Raw genomic sequence first — 19,154 nt, forward strand, 5'->3', positions numbered from 1 at the left:
TTACCCGACCGGGGCCACGAAGCAGAGCGCCCGTCCGGCCCGCCGAGGAGGTTCCTCGGGACGGCCGGACGGGCGCTCCGACGTGTGATGCGGGAGGCGTCAGCCCGTCACCCGGATGAAGACCGGGTTGGTCTGCCACATCTCCGTGTAGTGCACGGGAACGCCCTCCTGCTGGGCCTCGACGACCATGCCGTCGCCCGCGTAGAGCGAGACGTGGCCGGACGTCCAGACGATGTCGCCCGGCTGGGCCTCCGCGGCGGAGACCTGGTAGCCGACGGTCGACATCGAGGCCGAGCTGTGCGGGAGGCTGACCCCGAGCTGAGCGTAGACGTACTGGATGAGCCCGGAGCAGTCGAAGCCGCTGGGGGAGGCTCCGCCCCACACGTAGGGCACGCCCACGTACTCGAGGGCGAGGTTGACGGCCTGCTGCCCCAGGTCCGCGGAGGACTCGGACGCTGCCGCCGCGGCGGCCTCGGCCTCGGCGGCGGCTGCCGCAGCGGCCTCGGCGGCGGCCTTCGCCTCCGCCTCTGCCTGCGCCTTGGCTTCCGCCTCGGCCTTGGCGCGAGCCTCCGCCTCAGCCTTCGCCTTGGCCTCGGCGATGCCGGCCTCGGTCTCGGCGTACGGGGTCACGGTGACGCGACCCTTCTCGGCCTGGAAGTCGGCGTCGCGGGCGACCTCGACCTTGGTCACGAGGTTCTCGGCGAGACCCGCACGGGTCTTGGTGTCGAACGTCTTGTTGGCGAGCGTGGTCTGGGTGTGGGACTCGGCAGGCGCGGTGTGGGCGGTCTGGGTGAAGACCGACGCGAGCATGCCGGACGTGACGACCGCGATGGCGCCGGTACGGGCGGCATTCTCGGCTGCTGTCTGGCTCAGAGCGGTGAAGGGGGTGAGAGCGGGGCCCTCGGCGCGGTGCCGCCCCCGGTTGCTGGGTCGGTTTGCCTGGTCGTCCGCCCAGTCGTGGGTGCGGTCGGTGAGTACGGTCACCAGTGATCTCCTCGGACGCCTACGAGGTGAGCTGTCGGGTTCGGATGGGGAGAGCGATCACCCGGCCTCACAAGGAGGCTTCACCCCGAGGACACTCGCGTGCCCGGCTTACCTGGTTCCCCCGCCCCTGTCACGTTCTGGCTGCTCAGGACCGGTGACAGGATTCGGCGTCCGGGCCTGGACCTCCCCGTTGCTGGAGCGGCGAGATCGACCGTACTCGTCCGTTGCGGAAATGTCACGATTGGGTCACATACCGTCTTGTGATGGAACGTTCCTGGCAATGAGTGCCGCGTGTCACCATGGCGTGCATGCCCGATTCCCTGCTCGACCCCCTGCGCGCCCGGTACGACGTCGTCGTCGTGGGCGGCGGTCACAACGGCCTCACCGCGGCGGCCTATGCGGCCCGCGGCGGGCGCTCGGTCCTCGTCCTGGAGCGCGCCGACCACGTGGGCGGCGCCGCCGTCTCGGCCCGGCCGTTCCCCGGTGTGGACGCCCGCCTGTCGCGCTACTCCTACCTCGTATCGCTCCTCCCGCGCCGGATCGTCGACGAGCTCGGCCTGCCGGTCCGTCTCGTCCGGCGCCGCTGGTCGTCGTACACCCCCGTGGCCGACGGCGGCCTGCTGGTCGACACCCAGGACGACGCCGCCACCCGCGCCTCGTTCCGGCGCCTCACCGGCTCCGAGGCCGACTTCGAGGCGTGGGGCCGGTTCTACGCGATGACCGCCGAGGTGGCCCGCCGCCTCGCCCCGACGCTCACCGAGCCCCTGCTCCCGCGCTCCGCCGTGCGGCACCTCGTGGCCGACGGCGTGGGCGAGGAGGCCTGGCGCGCGCTCTTCGAGGAGCCCCTCGGTGAGGTAATACGCCGCACCTTCGCCGACGACGTCGTGCGGGGCGTCGCTGCCACCGACGGCCTGATCGGCACGTTCGCCGACGTCGACGAGCCGTCCCTGCGGCAGAACCGCTGCTTCCTGTACCACGTCATCGGCAACGGGACGGGGGACTGGGACGTGCCGGTGGGCGGCATGGGCGCCGTCTCCGGCGCCTTGCGCGACGCCGCGGTGGCGGCCGGCGCCACGATCGTCACCTCGGCGACCGTCACCGCCGTCGACCCCGGGGCCGTGGGGGCCGAGGTGGCCTGGACCGACGCCGACGGGCGCACCAGGGGCGTGACCGCCGGGCACGTGCTCGCGGGGTGCGCGCCGGCCGAGCTGGAGCGGCTGCTCGCCGTGGCCGGCCGGGGTGCGGCCTCCGGGTCGTCCTCCGCGGAGCCGTGGCCGGCCGGGGCTGCCGGGCCGGGTCCCGAGGGCGCCCAGCTCAAGGTGAACATGCTGCTCAACCGCCTGCCGAGGCTGCGGGACGACGTCGACCCGGTCGCCGCGTTCAGCGGAACGCTGCACGTCAACGAGTCGCTCACCCAGCTCCAGGACGCGTACGCGCAGGCCGCCGCCGGGCGCATCCCGGACCTGCCGCCGAGCGAGATCTACTGCCACACGCTGTCCGACCGGACCATCCTCGGCCCGGAGCTCGCCGCGACCGAGGCGCAGACCATCACGCTGTTCGGGCTGCACATGCCGGCCCGGCTCTTCCGCGCGGACCCCGACGGCGCCCGCGAGCGGGCCCTGCAGGCCACCCTCGCGTCCCTGAACTCAGTGCTGGCGGAGCCCATCGAGGACGTGCTCGCCCTCGACGCCGACGGCACGCCCTGCCTGGAGGTGCGCACCCCCGTGGACCTGGAGGGCGACGTGGGGCTGCCGGGCGGGCACATCTTCCACCGCGACCTGAGCTGGCCGTTCGCGGAGTCGGACGCGGGGTCCGGGGCTGAGGGAGGAGCCGGGGCCGGCGCCGGGGCTGCGGGCGGTGCCGCGGCCTGGGTCGACCCCGGGTCCGCGCCCGGCGCCGCCGAACGCTGGGGCGTGGCGACCGCGCACCCCCGGGTGCTGCTCGCGGGCGCCGGCGCCCGCCGCGGCGGCGGCGTCAGCGGCATCCCGGGCCGCGCGGCAGCGATGGCGGTCCTGGAGACCCCGCCGAGCTGACCCGCCGGGGCTCGCTCGGTTGACCCACCGGTGTTGACCACAGCAGTTGCTGCCACCTGGGCCCTCGGCCTGGCAGCAACCGCTGTGGTCAACACCGGGGGTGACGCGGCCGGGCGGCGTCAGTCGAGGGTCAGGGCCGTCGTCGGGGTGACGGCGGCCGCCCGGCGGGCCGGGAGGACGGCGGCCAGCAGGCCCGCGAGGGCGCCCACGGGCACGACGGCGGCCAGCTCGGCCCACGGGACGCGCCAGGTCGCGACGTCGAGCGCCGTCTTCACGAACGTCTCGTAGCCCACCCAGGCGAACCCCACGCCGAGCACCGTGCCGAGCAGGGTCGCGGTCACGGACAGCAGCACGGCCTCGGCCGCCAGCATCCGCCGCAGCTGCCGGCGGGTGAGGCCGAGCGCGCGCAGCATCGCGTGCTCGCGGACCCGTTCCAGCACGGACAGCCCCAGCGTGTTCGCGATCCCGATCAGCGCGATCACCACGGAGATGCCCAGCAGCCCGAGCGTCGCACCCGTGATGGTCCCCAGCATCTGGTTGTCGGCCACCTCGGCCCGCAACCCGTTGTCGACGTCGGCGCCGGCCGCGTCGGCCAGCGTGTCCAGGTCGGCGAGGAGCGCGACCGGGTCGGCGTCGGCCGAGGCGCGGACCCACACCGCGTACGTCCGCGGCGAGCCCAGGGACGCCAGCGTCTCCGGTGCGACGATGCCGGCCCCGCCCCAGCCCGAACCCGTGGTGACCCGCAGGTCCACGCGCGAGGCGGCGCCGTCGTGCCCGCCGTCCCCGGTGGCGCTCGCCGTCACCGTGCCGGCGGTCCCGTTGCCGAGCCGCTCCGCCGGGTCGTCGCCGTACACGTCCGCGTCCAGCGCGACCGTGCCCGGCTCGACCCGGGCGAACGCCCCGCCGTCCCGGGCGACGCGCTCGCGTCGGGCGCGTCGAGCAGCAGGAGGGGCCGGTCGGCCGCGGTCACGTCGCCTCCGGCCGTGTCTTCCCCGGCCGCGTCGCCTCCGGCCGCGTCGCCCCCGGTCACGTCCACCAGCACGCCGTCGACGGCGATCGCCTCACCCACGCCGGGCGTGGCCCGCACCTGGTCCAGCACGTCGGCGTCCAGCGGCCCGGTCCACGACGTGAGCGCGACGTCGAGCGGGTGCGCGGTGCCGTGGTTCGCGTCCACCGAGGCGCGCGTGGTGGCCAGCCCGGTGAGCACCGCCGTCGTCAGGGTGACGCCGACCAGCAGGGATGCGGCGGTGGCGGCGGTCCGGCGCGGGTTGCGCACCGCGTTCTCCGTCGCGAGCCTGCCGCCGGGGCCGAGCAGCGCCCCGACGACCCGCACCACCCGGGGTACCAGCAGGGGCCCGAGGAGGAGGACGCCCGCGAACAGGGTCCCGCCGCCGGCCACCATGCTGACCGTGCTGTCCCGGACGGCCGCCACCGCGAGCAGCGCGATGCCGCCGGCCAGGAACAGCGCCCCGAGCACCACCCGGGCGCGGCCCGCACCCGACCGCACGTCCACGGCGCCGTCGGGACGCAGCGCCGCCAGCGGGCTGATCCGGACGACGCGCCGGGTCGGCAGCCAGGACGCGACCGCCGTCACCACCAGTCCGACGGCGAACCCGCCCAGCAGCCACCAGACCGGGAGCTGCGCGGGAGCGGTCAGCGGGCTCTGCCGTGTGAGCGCGTCGACCAGGGCGATCAGGCCGTAGCCGAGGCCGGTCCCGGCCGCGACCCCGACCAGCGAGGCGAGCACCCCGACGACGGCGGCCTCCCGGCGCACCGACCCCATGACCTGGCGGCGGGTGGCGCCGACGCAGCGCAGCAGCGCGAAGTCGCGCACCCGCTGGGCGAACAGGATCGAGAACGTGTTCGCGATGACCAGCACCGAGACGAAGACCGCGATGCCGGCGAAGACCAGCAGCAGCAGCGACAGGATGTTCACGTTGTTGGTGTGCTGGGCCATGCTCTCGGCGGCGTGCTCCTCGGGCGTGACCGCCGTCGCGCCGTCGGGCAGCGGGCCGGTGTCCCCGACGACGACGGCCCGGTCCAGCAGGAGTGTCTCGTCGTCGCGCCAGTTCAGCAGCTGCTCGAAGGTGACGTAGACCGCGGCCTGGCCCAGGTTCGCGGATGCCGCCACGATGCCCACCACCCGCAGGTCGGCGGCGGTGGACCCCGCCCCGAGCGTGATCTGGTCGCCGACGGAGATCTCCATGTCCTGGGCGGTCCAGACGTCGACCACGGCCTCGCCGGTGCGCTCCGGGAAGCGGCCCGAGTCGAGCGTCTGCCAGCGCAGCCGCGGCGCGGCGGCGATGTTCCCGACGAACTTGCCAGGGGCCTGCTCGGCGCCGGCGCGCAGCGGCAGGGTGGCCGAACCGAGCACGGCGACGTCGTCGCCGTGCTGCGCGGCGTAGGTGATCGCGTTCTGGGTGCCCAGGTCCCGGACCACGTGGTCGGCGCCCGCGAACTGCGACCCGGTGCCGGCGGTGATCCCGGTCCGGACGCCGGCCGTGAGCACGCCGACCGCCACGACGAAGGCGACCGCGACCACCACGGCGATCGCGGCCGCGACGTACCGGCGCAGGTGGCGGCGCAGCGACTGCAGCAGGACGGTGCGCATCAGGCGATCAGCCCGTCCTGCACGGTGACCACGTCGTCGGCGTACGCCGCGGCGTCCGGCTCGTGGGTGACCATCACGACGGTCTGCCCGAGCTCGCGCGCCGACCGGCGCAGGTGGTCCAGCACCTCGGCCGACGTGGTGCTGTCCAGGTTGCCGGTGGGCTCGTCGGCGAACAGCAGGCTCGGCCGGGTGATCAGGGCCCGGGCGATCGCGACCCGCTGCTGCTGGCCGCCCGACAGCTCGGCAGGCCGGTGGTCGAGCCGGTCGGCCACGCCGAGGCTCTCCGCGAGCTCGTCGGCGCGCTCGCGGGCGGCGTCGTCGATCCGTGGGTGGGCCAGCTCCAGGGGGAGCAGGATGTTCTGGCGCGCGGTGAGCATCGGCAACAGGTTGAACGACTGGAACACGAAGCCGATGTGCTGGCGGCGGAAGATCGTCAGGGCGTCGTCGTCGAGCGACCCGAGGTCGGTGCCGCCCACGGCGACGGTGCCGCCGCTGGGGCGGTCGAGCCCGGCCAGGCAGTGCATGAGCGTGGACTTGCCCGATCCGCTCGGGCCCATGATCGCGGTGAACCGCCCGCGCGGGACGTCGAGGTCGACGCCGCGCAGGGCGTGCACCTGGGCCTCGCCCCGGCCGTAGGTCTTGGTCAGGGCGCGCGCGCTCGCGGCCAGGGGCGGGTCCGCCGCGGTGCGCGTCGTGGGTTCCGTGGTGCCTGCGGTGGAGGGCCCGGTGGTGGGCCGCGTGGCGGCCGGCCGGCCGGCCGCCGTCGCCGGTGCTCGTCTGCTGGAGGACATGGCGCCAGCCAAGGCGGCACGCCGTTGCGGGCGTGTATGCGAATTTTGATACGCCCGCGATATACCGCCGGTCCGTAGCATCGAGGGCATGCGTGTGCTGATCGTCGAGGACGAACCCGAGATGGCGGAGGGCATCCGCGCGGGCCTGCGTCTGGAGGCGATCGCCGCCGACGTCGCCGGCGACGGCCACACGGCGCTGGAGCTGCTGAGCGTCAACGCCTACGACATCGCGGTGCTCGACCGCGACATCCCCGGACCCTCGGGGGACGAGATCGCCCGGACCGTGGTCACGTCCGGCAGCGGCATGCCGATCCTGATGCTCACCGCCGCCGACCGGCTCGACGACAAGGCCTCCGGGTTCGAGCTCGGCGCCGACGACTACCTCACCAAACCCTTCGAGCTGCGGGAGCTCGTGCTCCGGCTCCGGGCGCTCGACCGGCGTCGGGCCCACCACTGCCCGCCCGTGCGGGAGATCGCGGGGCTGCGGCTCGACCCGTTCCGCCGCGAGGTCTACCGCGACGGCCGCTACGTGCCGCTCACGCGCAAGCAGTTCGCCGTACTGGAGGTGCTCGTGGCCGCCGACGGCGGCATCGTCAGCGCCGAGGACCTGCTGGAGCGGGCGTGGGACGAGAACGCCGACCCCTTCACCAACGCCGTGCGCATCACCGTCTCGGCGCTGCGCAAACGGCTCGGCGAACCCTGGGTGATCGCCACCGTACCGGGCGTGGGCTACCGGATCGACGTGCCGGCGCCCGCGGAAGCCGGCCGTGGATAGGGCGCCCGGCCTGAGCGTCCGCCTCAAGCTCACGCTGAGCTACACGGGGTTCCTCATGCTGGCCGGCACCCTCGTGCTCGGCGTCGTGTGGGTGTTCCTGCTGCGGTACTCGCCCGCGGACGGGATCGACTCCCTGCGCGAGCTCCTCAACCCCGGGGTCTTCATCGGCGGGTGGGGACCGCGGGTGTTCCTGCCGGCCGCCATGCTGGTGATGGCGTTCCTGCTGGTGTTCGGCCTGGTGGGCGGCTGGTTCCTCGCGGGCCGCATGCTCGCCCCGCTGGCGCAGATCACCGACGCCACCCGCCGCGCCTCGGGCGGGTCGCTCGCGCACCGGATCCGCCTGCCCGGCCGCCGCGACGAGTTCCGCGAGCTCGCCGACTCCTTCGACGCCATGCTCGCCCGGCTGGAGTCGCACGTGGCGGAGCAGCGGCGGTTCGCCGCCAACGCCTCCCACGAGCTGCGCACCCCGCTGGCCATCACCCAGACCTTCCTCGACGTGGCCCGCCGCAACCCGGACGGCGACACCGGCGACCTCGTCGAGCGGCTGCACGCCGTCAACTCCCGGGCGATCGACCTCACCGAGGCCCTGCTCGTGCTCAGCCGCGCCGACCAGCGGTCCTTCACCCCGGAACGCATCGACCTGTCCCTCCTGGCGGAGGAGGCCACCGAGACGCTCCTGCCGTTCGCGGGACGCCGCGGCGTCACGATCGAGACCTCGGGCGACGTCGCCCCCACGATCGGTTCGCCGACCCTCCTGCTCCAGCTCACGACGAACCTGGTGCACAACGCGATCGTCCACAACCTGCCGGACGGCGCCGCCGGAACGGTGCTGGTCCGCACCGGGGCGGCACCCGAGGGGGTGACGCTCACGGTCGAGAACACGGGCGAGCGGCTCACCGCGGGCCTGGTGGCCACGCTCGCCGAGCCGTTCCAGCGCGGCACCGAGCGAGCACGTGCCCGGCGGGCCGACGGCGACCACGCGGGCGTCGGCCTGGGCCTGGCCATCGTCCGGAGCATCACCGAGGCGCACGACGGGACCCTCGCCCTCGAACCCCGGGCCGGCGGCGGCCTCCGCGCCACGGTCCGCCTGCCCGCCGGCTGACCTGGCCGCGCGCCGCTCGGCGTCGATGCCGTCAGACCTCCTGGGCCGCCGACCAGGCGTAGCCCGCTTCGGCGGCGAGCAGGTCCACGTGCCGCCCGCGGGCCGCGACCGTCGCGGGGGAGCCAGGGCCGGCCGTCCCGTCCGCCGGTCCGTCCGCCAGGAGCAGCACCTCGTCCGCGACGGCCAGCGGCGTGAGCCGGTGGGTCGCCAGCAGCACCGCCCGGCCGGTCGCGCGGGCGTGCGCCGCGACGGCGTCCACGAGCGCGTCGGCGGTCGCCCCGTCGAGGTGCTCGGCGGGCTCGTCCACGAGCAGCACCCGGGCCGGTGCCAGCAGCGCGCGGGCCACCAGCAGCCGACGGCGCTCGCCGCCCGACACCGCGGCCGCGTCCGTGCCCACCACGGTGTCCAGGCCCGCCGGGAGCGCGGCGAGCCAGTCGCCCAGCCCGACGGCGTCCAGCGCGGCGCGGGCCTCGTCGTGCGTGACGTCGCCGCGCGCGACCCGCAGGTTCTCCAGCACGGTGGTGTCGAACACGTGCCCGTCCTCGGCGACGAACAGCGCGTCGGAGCCGGTCACCCCGCCGGTCACCGGCGGGATCAGCCCGGCCGCCGTCATCAGCAGCGTCGTCTTGCCCACGCCGGACGGCCCCGCCAGCGCCACGACCGAGCCCGGCCCCAGCGTGAGGGACACCCCCTCGACCGCCACGACCGGCCGGCCGTCGGCGCCGGGCCAGCCCGCGGCGACGTCGTCCAGCACGAGCAGCGCGCCACCCTCGGCACCCCCGCCGTCCGCAGCTCCCGACGTGTCAGACGTACGGGTCACCCGGGTGACCCGCACGTCTGACATGTGGGCGGCGTCCGGGGGCAGCAGCGCCAGCAGCCGCCGTGCCGCCTCGCGCGACCGGTGCAGCTGGACCGCCGCGGCGGGCAGGCCGGCGGTCGCCTCGAACACGGCGAGCGGCGTCAGCACGATCACCGTCAGCGCCTCGGGCGACAGCGTCCCCGCCAGCGCCGCCGGGATCCCGAACGCCAGCGACGCGAGCACCGCGAGGCCCTGGGCCAGCGCCCCCAGCGCGGCGGCGCGCCCGGAGGTGCGGGCGCCGTCGTCGGCCACGGCGGACAGGCGCGCGTCCGCGGCGTCCAGGTCGGCCAGCCGCGCGTCGAACCGCCCCGCGACCCGCAGCGGCGCGGATTCCTCCAGGAGCTCCAGGGTCAGCGCCGTCACCTCGCCGCGGGCCGCCGCGCCCCGCGCCTCGGTCCGGGCCGCGGCGCGCGCCGCGAGCCACGGCGTCACGACTCCCGCCAGCACCAGGCAGAACGCCAGCGCCACGCCCGCGGCCGGCAGCAGCACACCCAGCAGGATCACGGAACCGAGCGACGTCACCACCGCGACGCCGGCGGGCACCATGGCGCGCACCACGACGTCGCCGACGTCGTCGACGTCCTGCCCGATCCGCGCCAGGAGCTCGCCGCGTCGCACGGTGACCGGCCGGTCGTCGGCGGCGAGCCGCTCGTACAGGTTGGCGCGCAGGGCGGCCATGCCCCGCAGGGCGACGTCGTGCGAGGCGAGGCGCTCGCAGTAGCGCAGCACGCCGCGCCCGATGCCGAAGGCCCGCACCGACACGACCGCCACGGAGAGCGTGAGCACCGGCGGCATCTGCGACGCCCGGGCGACCAGCCAGGCGGCGACGGCCGCGAGCCCGATCGCGCAGGCCAGGGCCAGCACGCCCAGCCCGATCGCCGCCGCGACCTTGGCGGGCCGGACCTCCAGCAGCGGCAGGATGCGCCGCAGCGGATCAGCGCCCGGGCCGGGCGCGGCCGGGTGGGCCCGGTCCTGGGTCAGGGAAGTGGTCATCGTGCCTCCCGGCTCGCGAGGCCGGACGCCGGCCCGGTCGTGTGCTTCGCCGGCCCCGCCGGCCCGGCCGGGTCCGCCGCCGAGCGGACGTCGATCACCTGGTCCGCGAGGGCGAGCAGCGACGCCCGGTGCGCGACGACGAGCACGGTCCGCCCGGCGTCGCGCCAGGCCCGGACGGTGTCGAGCACGGCCTGCTCACCGCGCGCGTCGAGGTGCGCGGTCGGCTCGTCGAGGATCACCAGCGGCCGGGCAGCGGCGTCGTCGAGCAGGGCGGACGTGAGCGCGACACGCTGGCGCTGCCCCACGGACAGCCCCACCCCGCCGAGCCCGACGCGCGTGTCCCACCCGTCGGGCAGCGTGCCGACGACGGCGTCCAGCCCGGTCAGCCGCGCCGCCCCGGCAAGAGCCCGGCCGCCGTCCGCGTCCGCGACACCGTCGAGCGCCGTGGCGCCCTCCAGGACGACGTCGCGCAACCGCCCCGGCGGCAGTGCGGGCCGCTGCGGCACCCAGGTGAGCCCGCCCCACCAGCCCGCGAGCTCGTCGGCGGACGCGTCGGCCAGGTCGAGGAACGCGCCGTTGCCGGTGACCAGACCCACCCGCCCGGCATCCGGCCTGAGCAGCCCGAGGATCGTGAGCACGGCGGTCGACTTCCCGGCCCCGCTGGGCCCCCGCAGCGCGACGACCAAACCGCCCCCGTCCCCGACCGGTATCCGCGCCGACAACCCGGAGGGAGCAACCACCCCCCGCCCGGAAGCCCGCACCCCGACCCCCTCCAACACCACGCCCCGCACGCCGCCCACCGCACCACGGCCCCCACGAACCAAGGCGCCGCTCCCACCCACCTGGCCCAACCCTCCGCCACCCACCCCGGAAGGCGAGCCACCAGCCGAGGTCGGAGGGCGAGGACGTCCCTGCGCCGCCGTCAAGCCGTAGCGGAGGGAGCGAGGAACGAGCGAGCGTGAGCGAGGCGGCGCAGGGACGTCCTCGCCCTCCGACCGGACCGGACCCAAGCCGCCCGAGCCAATCAGAGCAAACGCCCGATCCACAGCCGCCACCCCGTCCACCGACGCATGGAACTCAGCCCCCACGCGCCGCAGCGGCAGATAGATCTCCGGAGCCAGCACCAGCACCGCCAACGCCGGCTGCAGCAGCATGGCGCCCTCGACGAGCCGCAGCCCCACGCCCACGGCGATGATCGCCACGGACAGCGTGGTGAGCAGCTCCAGCACCATCGAGGACAGGAACGCGATCCGCAGCGTGCCCATCGTGGCCCTGCGCGAGGCGTCGCCCAGCGCGCGCACCCGTTCACCCGGCCCGAACGACCGGCCGAAGGCGCGCAGGGTCGGGAGCCCGGCGACCAGGTCGAGCACCTGGGCGCCGAGCCGCTCCACGGTGGCGAGGCGGCGCTCGGAGGTCCCCGCCGTCAGCCGCCCCACGAGCACCATGAACACGGGCACGAGCGGCAGGGTCACGATCGCGATGACGGCCGAGACCCAGTCCAGGCCGAACACCACGCACACGAGGGCGGGGGTGACCAGCGCCGTCAGCACGAGCTGCGGCACGTACCGCACGAGGTACGGCTCCAGCGCGTCCAGGCCGCGCGTCGCGAGGGTCGCGACCTCGGCCTCGGGGCTCGCTCCGCTCCCGCTGCCCGACGTCGCCGCAGGGCCGTTCCCGCCGGTGTCGGCACCGCCGTCCGCCGTCGGCCGGTTTGCCCGGGGCCCGCGCTGAGCCCACGCCTCGACCACGGCGCGCCGCAGCTCGGCGATGGTGCGGGCGGCCGCGCGCAGCGCGTACCGCTCCTGCGCCCAGGCGACGGCGGCGCGCCCGGCGACGACGAACGCGAGCCACGCGAAGGACCGCACCAGCTCCGGCCCGGCCACGCCGTCCCCGCGTATCACCGGCGTCAGGATCGCGGCGATGAGGAGCGCCTGCGCCACGATCAGCCCGGCGGAGGCCACGCCGAGCCCGACCGTGAGCGCCACGTACCAGCGGGCCGCGTGCACCTGGCGCAGCAGGCGGGGGTCGAGGGGCTTCATGACGTGATGTTCCCGTACCTGGTCCCGGTCCGGCTCAGAACGCCGACTCCTTGATCTTCTTCCAGGTCAGGCCCGCCGGCGCGGGGATGTGGTCCACCGTGAGCCGGCGCCGGAAGACCCAGTAGGTCCAGCCCTGGTACAGGATCACCAGGGGCGTGAGGAACGCGGCCACCCAGGTCATGATGGTCAGGGTGTACGGGGTCGACGACGCCTCGGCGATGGTCAGGGAGTTCCCGCCGTCCAGGCCGGGCATGACGTCGGGGTACATGGAACCGAAGATCAGCACGGCGGCAGCGACGATCGTCACGGCCGACAGGCCGAAGGCCCAGCCCTCGCGTCCGAACCGGTTGGTCAGTGCGACGCCGACCAGGCCCAGCGCGGCGACCACGACGACCGCCCAGGTCCAGGTCACGGAGAACGCGACCTGCGCCCACACCGCCCACCCGCCGGCCACCAGCACGGCGGCCAGGGACAGCACGCCGGCGAACCGGCGGGCCCGCGCCCGGATGTCGCCGTCGGTCTTGAGCGCCACGAACACGGACCCGTGCAGCAGGAACAGCACGAGCGTCGTGGCCCCGCCGAGCAGCGAGAACGGGTTGATCAGGGCCCAGAAGCCGCCCACGTACTGGTGCGCCTCGTCGAGCTGGACGCCACGCACCAGGTTGGCGAACGCCACGCCCCAGAGCACGGCGGGCACCCAGGAGCCCACCTGGATCGCGAGGTCGCAGCGGCGCGCCCAGACGGCGTCGGCGATCTTGCCGCGGTACTCGATGGCGACGCCGCGCACGATCAGCGCCACCAGGATCAGCAGCAGCGGCAGGTAGAACCCGGAGAACAGGGTGGCGTACCACTCGGGGAACGCCGCGAAGGTGGCGCCGCCCGCCGTGATCAGCCACACCTCGTTCCCGTCCCAGACGGGTCCGATGGTGTTCAGCAGGACCCGCCGTTCCTTCTCCCGGTGTGCCGCGCTGCCGCGGGGGAGCAGGGACATCAGCATCCCGACGCCGAAGTCGAACCCCTCGAGCACGAGGTACCCGGTCCACAGGATCGCGATGATGAAGAACCACACGATTGCGAGGTCCACGGTCACTTCCTTGTCTGAGTCAGGTCAGGTCTTGCGGGTACGGGCACGGGTCAGTAGGCGAAGGAGAGGGGGCGGTCGGAGTCGTCCGACGCGGCCTCGGGCGACTCGTCGCGGACGGTCGTGGGCACGCCCTCGACCGTGTACCGGTGGATGAGGCGGAACCAGATCACGGCCAGCACGCCGTAGACCAGGGTGAACACGATCATCGAGGTGAGCACCATGCCCGGGCTCACCACCTCCGAGACGCCACGCATCGTGAGCAGGCGGATCTGGTCGATGCCGGTGGGGTTCGGCGCCACCACCCAGGGCTGGCGGCCCATCTCGGTGAAGATCCAGCCGAACGACGAGGCGAGGAACGGTGTGGGGATCGCTATGAGGCCGATGCGGGCGAGCCACTTGTTGTCGCTGACCCGGCCGCCGCGCGTGAACCAGAGGGCGGCCAGGGCGAGCAGCACCGAGCCGGCCGCGAACCCGATCATGAGCCGGAAGCTCCAGTAGGTGACGGCGAGGTTCGGCGTGTACGAGATGTCGTTGCCGGCGTCGTCGGTCTCGCCGTACCGCTCGGAGTAGTCCTGCTGCACGTCGTTGACGCCGGGCAGGAAGCTCTCCGGGCCGGAGAAGTGCCCGGTGCCGAGGTAGCTGGCCAGGCCGGGGACCTCCAGGATGTGCCGCACGCCCTCGCAGGAGTTCGACAGGTCGCCGATGGTGAGGATCGAGAAGTTCGCCGCTTCCTCGCCCTCGCACAGCGCCTCGGCGGACGCCATCTTCCCGGGCTGCTGCTCGAACATCAGCTTGCCCTGGGCGTCGCCCGTCAGCGCCACGCCGACGCCGGCCACCAGCATGACCACCGTCCCGAGGATCACGGCGGGGCGGTACACATTCCGGGCGAGCTCCACGGACTCGGGCTGCTTGGTCCGGGCCAGGCGCACCATCCACCACGCGGCGATGCCGGCCACGAACGTCCCGGCCGTCAGGAACGCGGCCGACACCGCGTGCGGGAAGGCCGCCCAGAGCGTGTTGTTCGCGAGGATCGCCCAGATGGACTCCATCTCGGCGCGGCCGGTCTCGGGGTTGAACCGGGCGCCGACGGGGTGCTGCATCCACGAGTTGGCGGCCAGGATGAAGAAGGCCGACAGGTTCACCGCGATGGCCACGGCCCAGATGCAGGCCAGGTGCACCTTCTTGTTCAGGCGGTCCCAGCCGAAGATCCACAGGCCGAGGAACGTCGACTCCACGAAGAACGCGGCGAGGGCCTCCATGGCCAGCGGCGCGCCGAACACGTCGCCGACGAACCGGGAGTACTCGCTCCAGTTCATGCCGAACTGGAACTCCTGCACGATCCCGGTCACGACGCCGAGCGCGAAGTTGATCAGGAAGAGCTTGCCGAAGAACTTGGTCAGCCTCAGCCACCGCTCGTTCCCCGTCCGGACCCAGGCGGTCTGCATGATCGCGACCAGCGGCGCCAGCCCGATCGTGAGCGGGACGAAGATGAAGTGATAGACGGTGGTGATGCCGAACTGCCAGCGTGCCAGGTCGAGAGCTTCCACTCCGGGCTCCTGAGGTGTGTCTCTAGAAACGGCTCTTCCCTTGGGACGCTAGGCCTGATCTGCCAGGTCCGCGCGTCGCCGCAGGGCGAATCGTCGCTTGTGAATGTCTTCACAAGGCACTGTACACGCACTTGGAGCGCAGTTTGGCTCCTTGTTGCCCAAGGCTCAGATGCGGGCGGTGCGTGCATGGTCTCCTGTGCGATACTGGTCGAACCCGCGCAGGCCACATCCCTGCGTGGACTGCAGAGTCCATCACTGCCCGCGATCCGCACGCGGTGCCGCAGTCACGACAGAACGTGGCCGCAGGCGTCCGCGAAGATCGCAGGAACAGGGCCGCAGCCGAGACTTCCGTCCAGATGTGTCGCTTCGCCGCGGCGCATCCACCGGACGACCGACCGCCTGGCGGTCCGCATGGTGTGGAGCGGACGCCGGCTACAGGAGCACCTCACGTGACGCCTTCCAGCACCACCGGTTCGACCATCGGGTCACAGGATGATCACGACGCACCTGGGGCGACCGCCCAGGTCACCACTGGTGGGGAGGCTCCGGCGGACGCTGCGCCCGCCAAGCGCCCGCGTCGTCGGGCCACGCGGTCCGTCGTCTCGACGGCGACGAACGTCGAGCCCATCGTCGTCGGCCCGTCCGACGCCCCCGCCGCCCCGGCGGAGAGCCAGCCCGTGACCACGGGCGGCACCGCGGCGGTCGCGACCTCCGCGGCTCCCGCGGCCGGTGAGCCCACCACCAAGCGCCCGCGCCGTCGCGCCACGCGTGGCGTCTCCACGCCCACCGCGGTCGAGGCGCCTGCCGCTCCCGCGCCCGTCGAGGAGCCGACGGCGGCGCAGCCGGCCGCCGCCGAGCCCGTCGTGGCCGAGGAGATCGCGCCCGCCGAGACGGAGATCACCACGGACGCGGCTCCCGTTGCCGAGTCCGGCGCCGAGCCTGAGGCCGTCGTCGCAGCCGAGCCCGAGGTTCCCGCGGAGCCCGAGGCTCCTGCCGAGCCCGAGGTGCCCGCCGAGCCCGAGGTGGCCGCCGAGCAGGCCGCCCCGCTCGACCTCGACCTGCCGGAGCCCGCCGCGGCTCCCGAGGCTGCCGCCGCCGAGGCGCCGGCCCGCGGGGTCGTGAGCCTCGACGACATCGTGCTGCCCGGTGGCCTGTCCACCGAGCCCGCCGCGGAGCAGGCAGCCCCGAAGCGCCGGACCCGCAGGAAGGCCGAGCCGACCGCGGAGGCCGCCACGGCCGAGCCGTCCGCCGAGGCCGTCGCGGAGCCCGCAGCCGAGGCGGCGCCCAAGCGCAGCCGGTCGCGCCGCAAGCCCGCCTCGGCGGAGCAGGCCGTCGAGCAGACGCCGGCGGAGGCCGCCCCGGTCGAGCCGGCTGCCGTCGAGACGCCCGCCGCCGAGACGCCCCTTGCCGAAGCGCCCGCCGCCGAGGCCCCGGCCGAGCCCGACACGCGGTCTCGCACGCGCCGCGGCGGTCGCCGGCCGGCGTTCGAGCAGCCCGAGGCGCCCGCGCAGCCCGCGACGTCGCCCGCCGCGACCACGGCCGGCACGCGCGTGCCGCGGCTGGCCACCACGGCGCTGCTGTTCCAGGCGCCGGACGACTCGTCGGCGCGCCGGTCGCGCCGTGCGCAGGCACCCGCCGGGCCGCCGCGTCCGCAGGACCTGACGCCGACGTTCGCGCGTCCGGTCGCCCGCCCGGTCGAGCCCGCGCCCGAGCAGGCCGCGCCCGAGCAGGCCGCGCCCGAGCAGGCCGCGCCCGAGCGCCGTGCGCCCCGGACCGAGGCGCCCGTGACCCCTGCTGCCGAGGCGCCCGTCGCCGACGCGCCCGCGCAGGCACCGTCCGAGACCGCGCCGGAGCCCCGGACCCGCAGGTCCGGTTCGCGCCGGGCCGTGCGCCGTACGGGCGAGCCGGCCGCGCCGCCTGCGGCCGAGCCCGCGCCCCAGGCCGGCACCCCGGACATCGCGCAGGAGAGCACGCAGCCCGACGCCGAGACCACGGTCGACGCCCCGGTCGAGACGTCCGCCCCGGAGGCCGCCGCCCCCGCCGTCCCGCAGTTCATCGTCGCTGAGCTGAGCGAGGACGACGCGGCGGCGGTCGACGAGGTCGGCGCCATCGAGGAGGAGCTGGTCGCCGAGGGCGTCGAGCTCGAGGAGCTCGCCCCGGCGGACTTCGAGGAGTACGACGACGAGGAGGTGCGCCCGTCGCGCCGTCGTCGTCGCCGGGGTGGCCGAGGCCGCCGTGGTGGCCGCACGCGTTCGGACGACATGGACGACTCGGCGGACGAGGACCAGGACGAGGAGTCCGAGGAGGACGCGCAGTCGTCCGCGGACGAGGACGGCGACGCCGAGGACGCCGGCCAGGACGCCGCCGAGGGTGACGACGGCGAGGGCGAGGGCGGCAGCCGTCGTCGGCGTCGGCGTCGCCGGGGCACCCGCGGCGAGCGGGCCGAGGCCGCGGCCGCCCGCACGAGCCGCAGCGACGAGGTCACGGCGCTCAAGGGCTCGACCCGTCTCGAGGCGAAGCGTCAGCGTCGTCGCGAGGGCCGCGACCACGGCCGGCGTCGCCAGATCATCACCGAGGCCGAGTTCCTGGCCCGCCGCGAGTCGGTGCAGCGGTCGATGATCGTGCGCGAGAAGGACGGTCGCACGCAGATCGCGGTGCTGGAGGACGGCGTGCTCGTGGAGCACTACGTCTCGCAGCAGTCGCAGGCGTCGATGGCCGGCAACGTGTACCTGGGCCGCGTGCAGAACGTGCTGCCGTCCATGGAGGCCGCGTTCGTCGACGTCGGCAAGGGCCGCAACGCCGTGCTGTACGCGGGCGAGGTCAACTGGGACGCGGCGGGCCTGGAGGGCCAGCCGCGCCGCATCGAGCAGGCGCTCAAGTCGGGCGACTCCGTCCTGGTGCAGGTCACCAAGGACCCGATCGGCCACAAGGGCGCCCGGCTCACGAGCCAGGTCACGCTCGCCGGCCGGTACCTCGTGTTCGTGCCCGGCGGCGGCATGACCGGTATCAGCCGCAAGCTGCCCGACACCGAGCGGTCGCGCCTCAAGAAGATCCTCCGCGAGGTCGTGCCCGACGGCGCGGGCGTCATCGTGCGCACCGCCGCCGAGGGGGCGAGCGAGGACGAGCTGCGCGCCGACGTCGAGCGCCTGCAGGGCCAGTGGGACGCCATCCAGGCCAAGTCCAAGAAGGCGTCCGCCCCGGCCCTGCTGCAGGGCGAGCCGGACATGGCGATCCGCGTGGTCCGCGACATCTTCAACGACGACTTCTCGTCGCTGGTGGTGCAGGGCGAGGGCGCGTGGGACGAGATCGCTCACTACGTCGAGGAGCTGGCCCCGGACCTGCGCGAGCGCGTGTCCAAGTGGGTCGAGAACACCGACGTGTTCACCGTGCACCGCGTGGACGAGCAGCTCGCCAAGGGCATGGACCGCAAGGTCTGGCTGCCCTCGGGCGGCTCGCTGGTCATCGACCGCACCGAGGCCATGACCGTCGTGGACGTCAACACCGGCAAGTTCACCGGTGCGGGCGGCACGCTCGAGGAGACCGTCACGCGGAACAACCTCGAGGCGGCCGAGGAGATCGTGCGGCAGCTCCGCCTGCGCGACATCGGCGGCATCATCGTCATCGACTTCATCGACATGGTGCTGGAGTCCAACCGCGACCTCGTGCTGCGTCGCCTCGTCGAGTGCCTCGGCCGGGACCGCACCAAGCACCAGGTGGCGGAGGTGACCTCGCTGGGCCTGGTCCAGATGACGCGCAAGCGCGTGGGCCAGGGTCTGGTCGAGGCGTTCTCCGAGACCTGCGAGCACTGCAAGGGCCGCGGCTTCATCGTGCACGAGGAGCCGATCGAGAAGCCGGGTTCCGGCGTCGGCCCCGGTTCCGCCGCGGTCGAGGAGAGCCCGCGCGCCGCGCGGTCGCGCCGCAAGCGCGGCAAGGAGGTCAAGGAGAAGACGGCCCCCGCGCCGGAGCAGACGGCGCCGGTCGCCAGCCTGCCCGAGGAGCGGTCCGAGGCGCGCGAGGCCGTGAAGGCCACGCTCGCCACGATCGCCGCCGCGGCGCAGCACGCGCACGAGACGAAGGACGCGACGGAGGACGGGCCCGCCACGCTGGACGAGATCCAGCTGCCCGCCGGGTCGGGTACGTCGAGCCCCGCACCGTCCGCCTCCGCCGGTTCGCCGGCCACCGCTGACACCTCCGCCTCCGCGGACTCGCCGGCTGACGCCGCGACGTCGGCGAGCGGCGCGCCGGAGGGGGGCTCCGGCACTGGGCAGCCGGAACCGCCCAAAGGAGCTGGCGACGAGGTCGCCTGAGCAGAGGAAGGGATTCTGGGCGCGGCTGC

At 74.6% G+C, this 19,154-nt stretch carries 12 protein-coding genes and 1 riboswitch; of the genes, 4 read left to right on the top strand and 8 right to left on the bottom strand.

The features are described 5' to 3' along the window. Window positions 1-99: 99 nt before the first annotated feature. A complete protein-coding gene (locus ACIPN7_RS19675) occupies window positions 100-984 on the bottom strand; it encodes a C40 family peptidase (RefSeq protein WP_400545990.1) in 885 nt (294 codons plus the stop codon). Then, window positions 985-1,164: riboswitch (cyclic di-AMP (ydaO/yuaA leader) on the bottom strand. It lies immediately after the preceding gene. 128 nt (window positions 1,165-1,292) lie between these two features. Here ACIPN7_RS19675 and ACIPN7_RS19680 point away from each other — a divergent pair. Beyond that, window positions 1,293-3,017 carry a phytoene desaturase family protein gene (locus ACIPN7_RS19680; RefSeq protein WP_400545993.1) on the top strand — a complete coding sequence of 575 codons (1,725 nt, stop codon included), beginning with the start codon at window positions 1,293-1,295 and terminating at the stop codon, window positions 3,015-3,017. A gap of 119 nt (window positions 3,018-3,136) precedes the next feature. Here the strand turns inward: ACIPN7_RS19680 and ACIPN7_RS19685 are convergent, their stop codons facing one another. From ACIPN7_RS19685 to ACIPN7_RS19695, 3 genes are read right to left on the bottom strand one after another with little or no spacing between them, the layout of a single operon-like run. After that, window positions 3,137-3,871 carry an ABC transporter permease gene (locus tag ACIPN7_RS19685; protein ID WP_400545996.1) on the bottom strand — a complete coding sequence of 245 codons (735 nt, stop codon included), beginning with the start codon at window positions 3,869-3,871 and terminating at the stop codon, window positions 3,137-3,139. Further along, window positions 3,817-5,628, bottom strand: a complete 1,812-nt coding sequence (locus ACIPN7_RS19690) for an FtsX-like permease family protein (RefSeq protein ID WP_400545999.1) — start codon at window positions 5,626-5,628, stop codon at window positions 3,817-3,819. The genes ACIPN7_RS19685 and ACIPN7_RS19690 overlap by 55 nt, the downstream gene beginning before the upstream one ends. After that, window positions 5,628-6,419, bottom strand: coding sequence for an ABC transporter ATP-binding protein (locus tag ACIPN7_RS19695; protein WP_400546002.1), 792 nt, complete (start codon window positions 6,417-6,419; stop codon window positions 5,628-5,630). The genes ACIPN7_RS19690 and ACIPN7_RS19695 overlap by 1 nt, the downstream gene beginning before the upstream one ends. An 88-nt stretch (window positions 6,420-6,507) precedes the next feature. On the opposite strand from ACIPN7_RS19695, the gene ACIPN7_RS19700 reads away from it, so the two are divergent. After that, entirely contained in the window at window positions 6,508-7,194 is a 687-nt protein-coding gene (locus ACIPN7_RS19700; protein ID WP_400546005.1) for a response regulator transcription factor, read from the top strand. Continuing rightward, the gene (locus ACIPN7_RS19705; protein ID WP_400546008.1) at window positions 7,187-8,296 is read left to right on the top strand and encodes a sensor histidine kinase; all 1,110 of its coding nucleotides are present in this window, start codon (window positions 7,187-7,189) and stop codon (window positions 8,294-8,296) included. The genes ACIPN7_RS19700 and ACIPN7_RS19705 overlap by 8 nt, the downstream gene beginning before the upstream one ends. A 31-nt stretch (window positions 8,297-8,327) precedes the next feature. On the opposite strand, the gene cydC is transcribed toward ACIPN7_RS19705, so the two are convergent. From cydC to ACIPN7_RS19725, 4 genes are read right to left on the bottom strand one after another with little or no spacing between them, the layout of a single operon-like run. Then, a complete protein-coding gene (cydC, locus tag ACIPN7_RS19710; protein ID WP_400546011.1) occupies window positions 8,328-10,148 on the bottom strand; it encodes a thiol reductant ABC exporter subunit CydC in 1,821 nt (606 codons plus the stop codon). Beyond that, window positions 10,145-12,187 (bottom strand): thiol reductant ABC exporter subunit CydD, encoded by a 2,043-nt coding sequence (gene cydD / locus ACIPN7_RS19715; protein ID WP_400546014.1) that lies wholly within the window; start codon window positions 12,185-12,187, stop codon window positions 10,145-10,147. The genes cydC and cydD overlap by 4 nt, the downstream gene beginning before the upstream one ends. 34 nt (window positions 12,188-12,221) lie before the next feature. Continuing rightward, the gene (cydB, locus tag ACIPN7_RS19720; protein WP_400546017.1) at window positions 12,222-13,271 is read right to left on the bottom strand and encodes a cytochrome d ubiquinol oxidase subunit II; all 1,050 of its coding nucleotides are present in this window, start codon (window positions 13,269-13,271) and stop codon (window positions 12,222-12,224) included. A gap of 50 nt (window positions 13,272-13,321) precedes the next feature. Then, window positions 13,322-14,818 carry a cytochrome ubiquinol oxidase subunit I gene (locus tag ACIPN7_RS19725; protein WP_400546020.1) on the bottom strand — a complete coding sequence of 499 codons (1,497 nt, stop codon included), beginning with the start codon at window positions 14,816-14,818 and terminating at the stop codon, window positions 13,322-13,324. Between the two features lie 449 nt (window positions 14,819-15,267). On the opposite strand from ACIPN7_RS19725, the gene ACIPN7_RS19730 reads away from it, so the two are divergent. Further along, window positions 15,268-19,125, top strand: a complete 3,858-nt coding sequence (locus ACIPN7_RS19730) for an Rne/Rng family ribonuclease (protein ID WP_400546023.1) — start codon at window positions 15,268-15,270, stop codon at window positions 19,123-19,125. Window positions 19,126-19,154 lie beyond the last annotated feature (29 nt).

The sequence above is a fragment of the Promicromonospora sp. NPDC090134 genome, from assembly GCF_044746965.1.
Lineage (GTDB): Bacteria > Actinomycetota > Actinomycetes > Actinomycetales > Cellulomonadaceae > Promicromonospora.

Excerpts from the sequence above, each read along its gene's own strand:
- ACIPN7_RS19690 (WP_400545999.1), bottom strand. The coding sequence starts at position 5,628 with ATGCGCACCGTCCTGCTGCAGTCGCTGCGCCGCCACCTGCGCCGGTAC.
- cydC (WP_400546011.1), bottom strand. The coding sequence starts at position 10,148 with ATGACCACTTCCCTGACCCAGGACCGGGCCCACCCGGCCGCGCCCGGC.
- ACIPN7_RS19700 (WP_400546005.1), top strand. The coding sequence starts at position 6,508 with ATGCGTGTGCTGATCGTCGAGGACGAACCCGAGATGGCGGAGGGCATC.
- ACIPN7_RS19680 (WP_400545993.1), top strand. The coding sequence starts at position 1,293 with ATGCCCGATTCCCTGCTCGACCCCCTGCGCGCCCGGTACGACGTCGTC.
- ACIPN7_RS19695 (WP_400546002.1), bottom strand. The coding sequence starts at position 6,419 with ATGTCCTCCAGCAGACGAGCACCGGCGACGGCGGCCGGCCGGCCGGCC.
- cydD (WP_400546014.1), bottom strand. The coding sequence starts at position 12,187 with ATGAAGCCCCTCGACCCCCGCCTGCTGCGCCAGGTGCACGCGGCCCGC.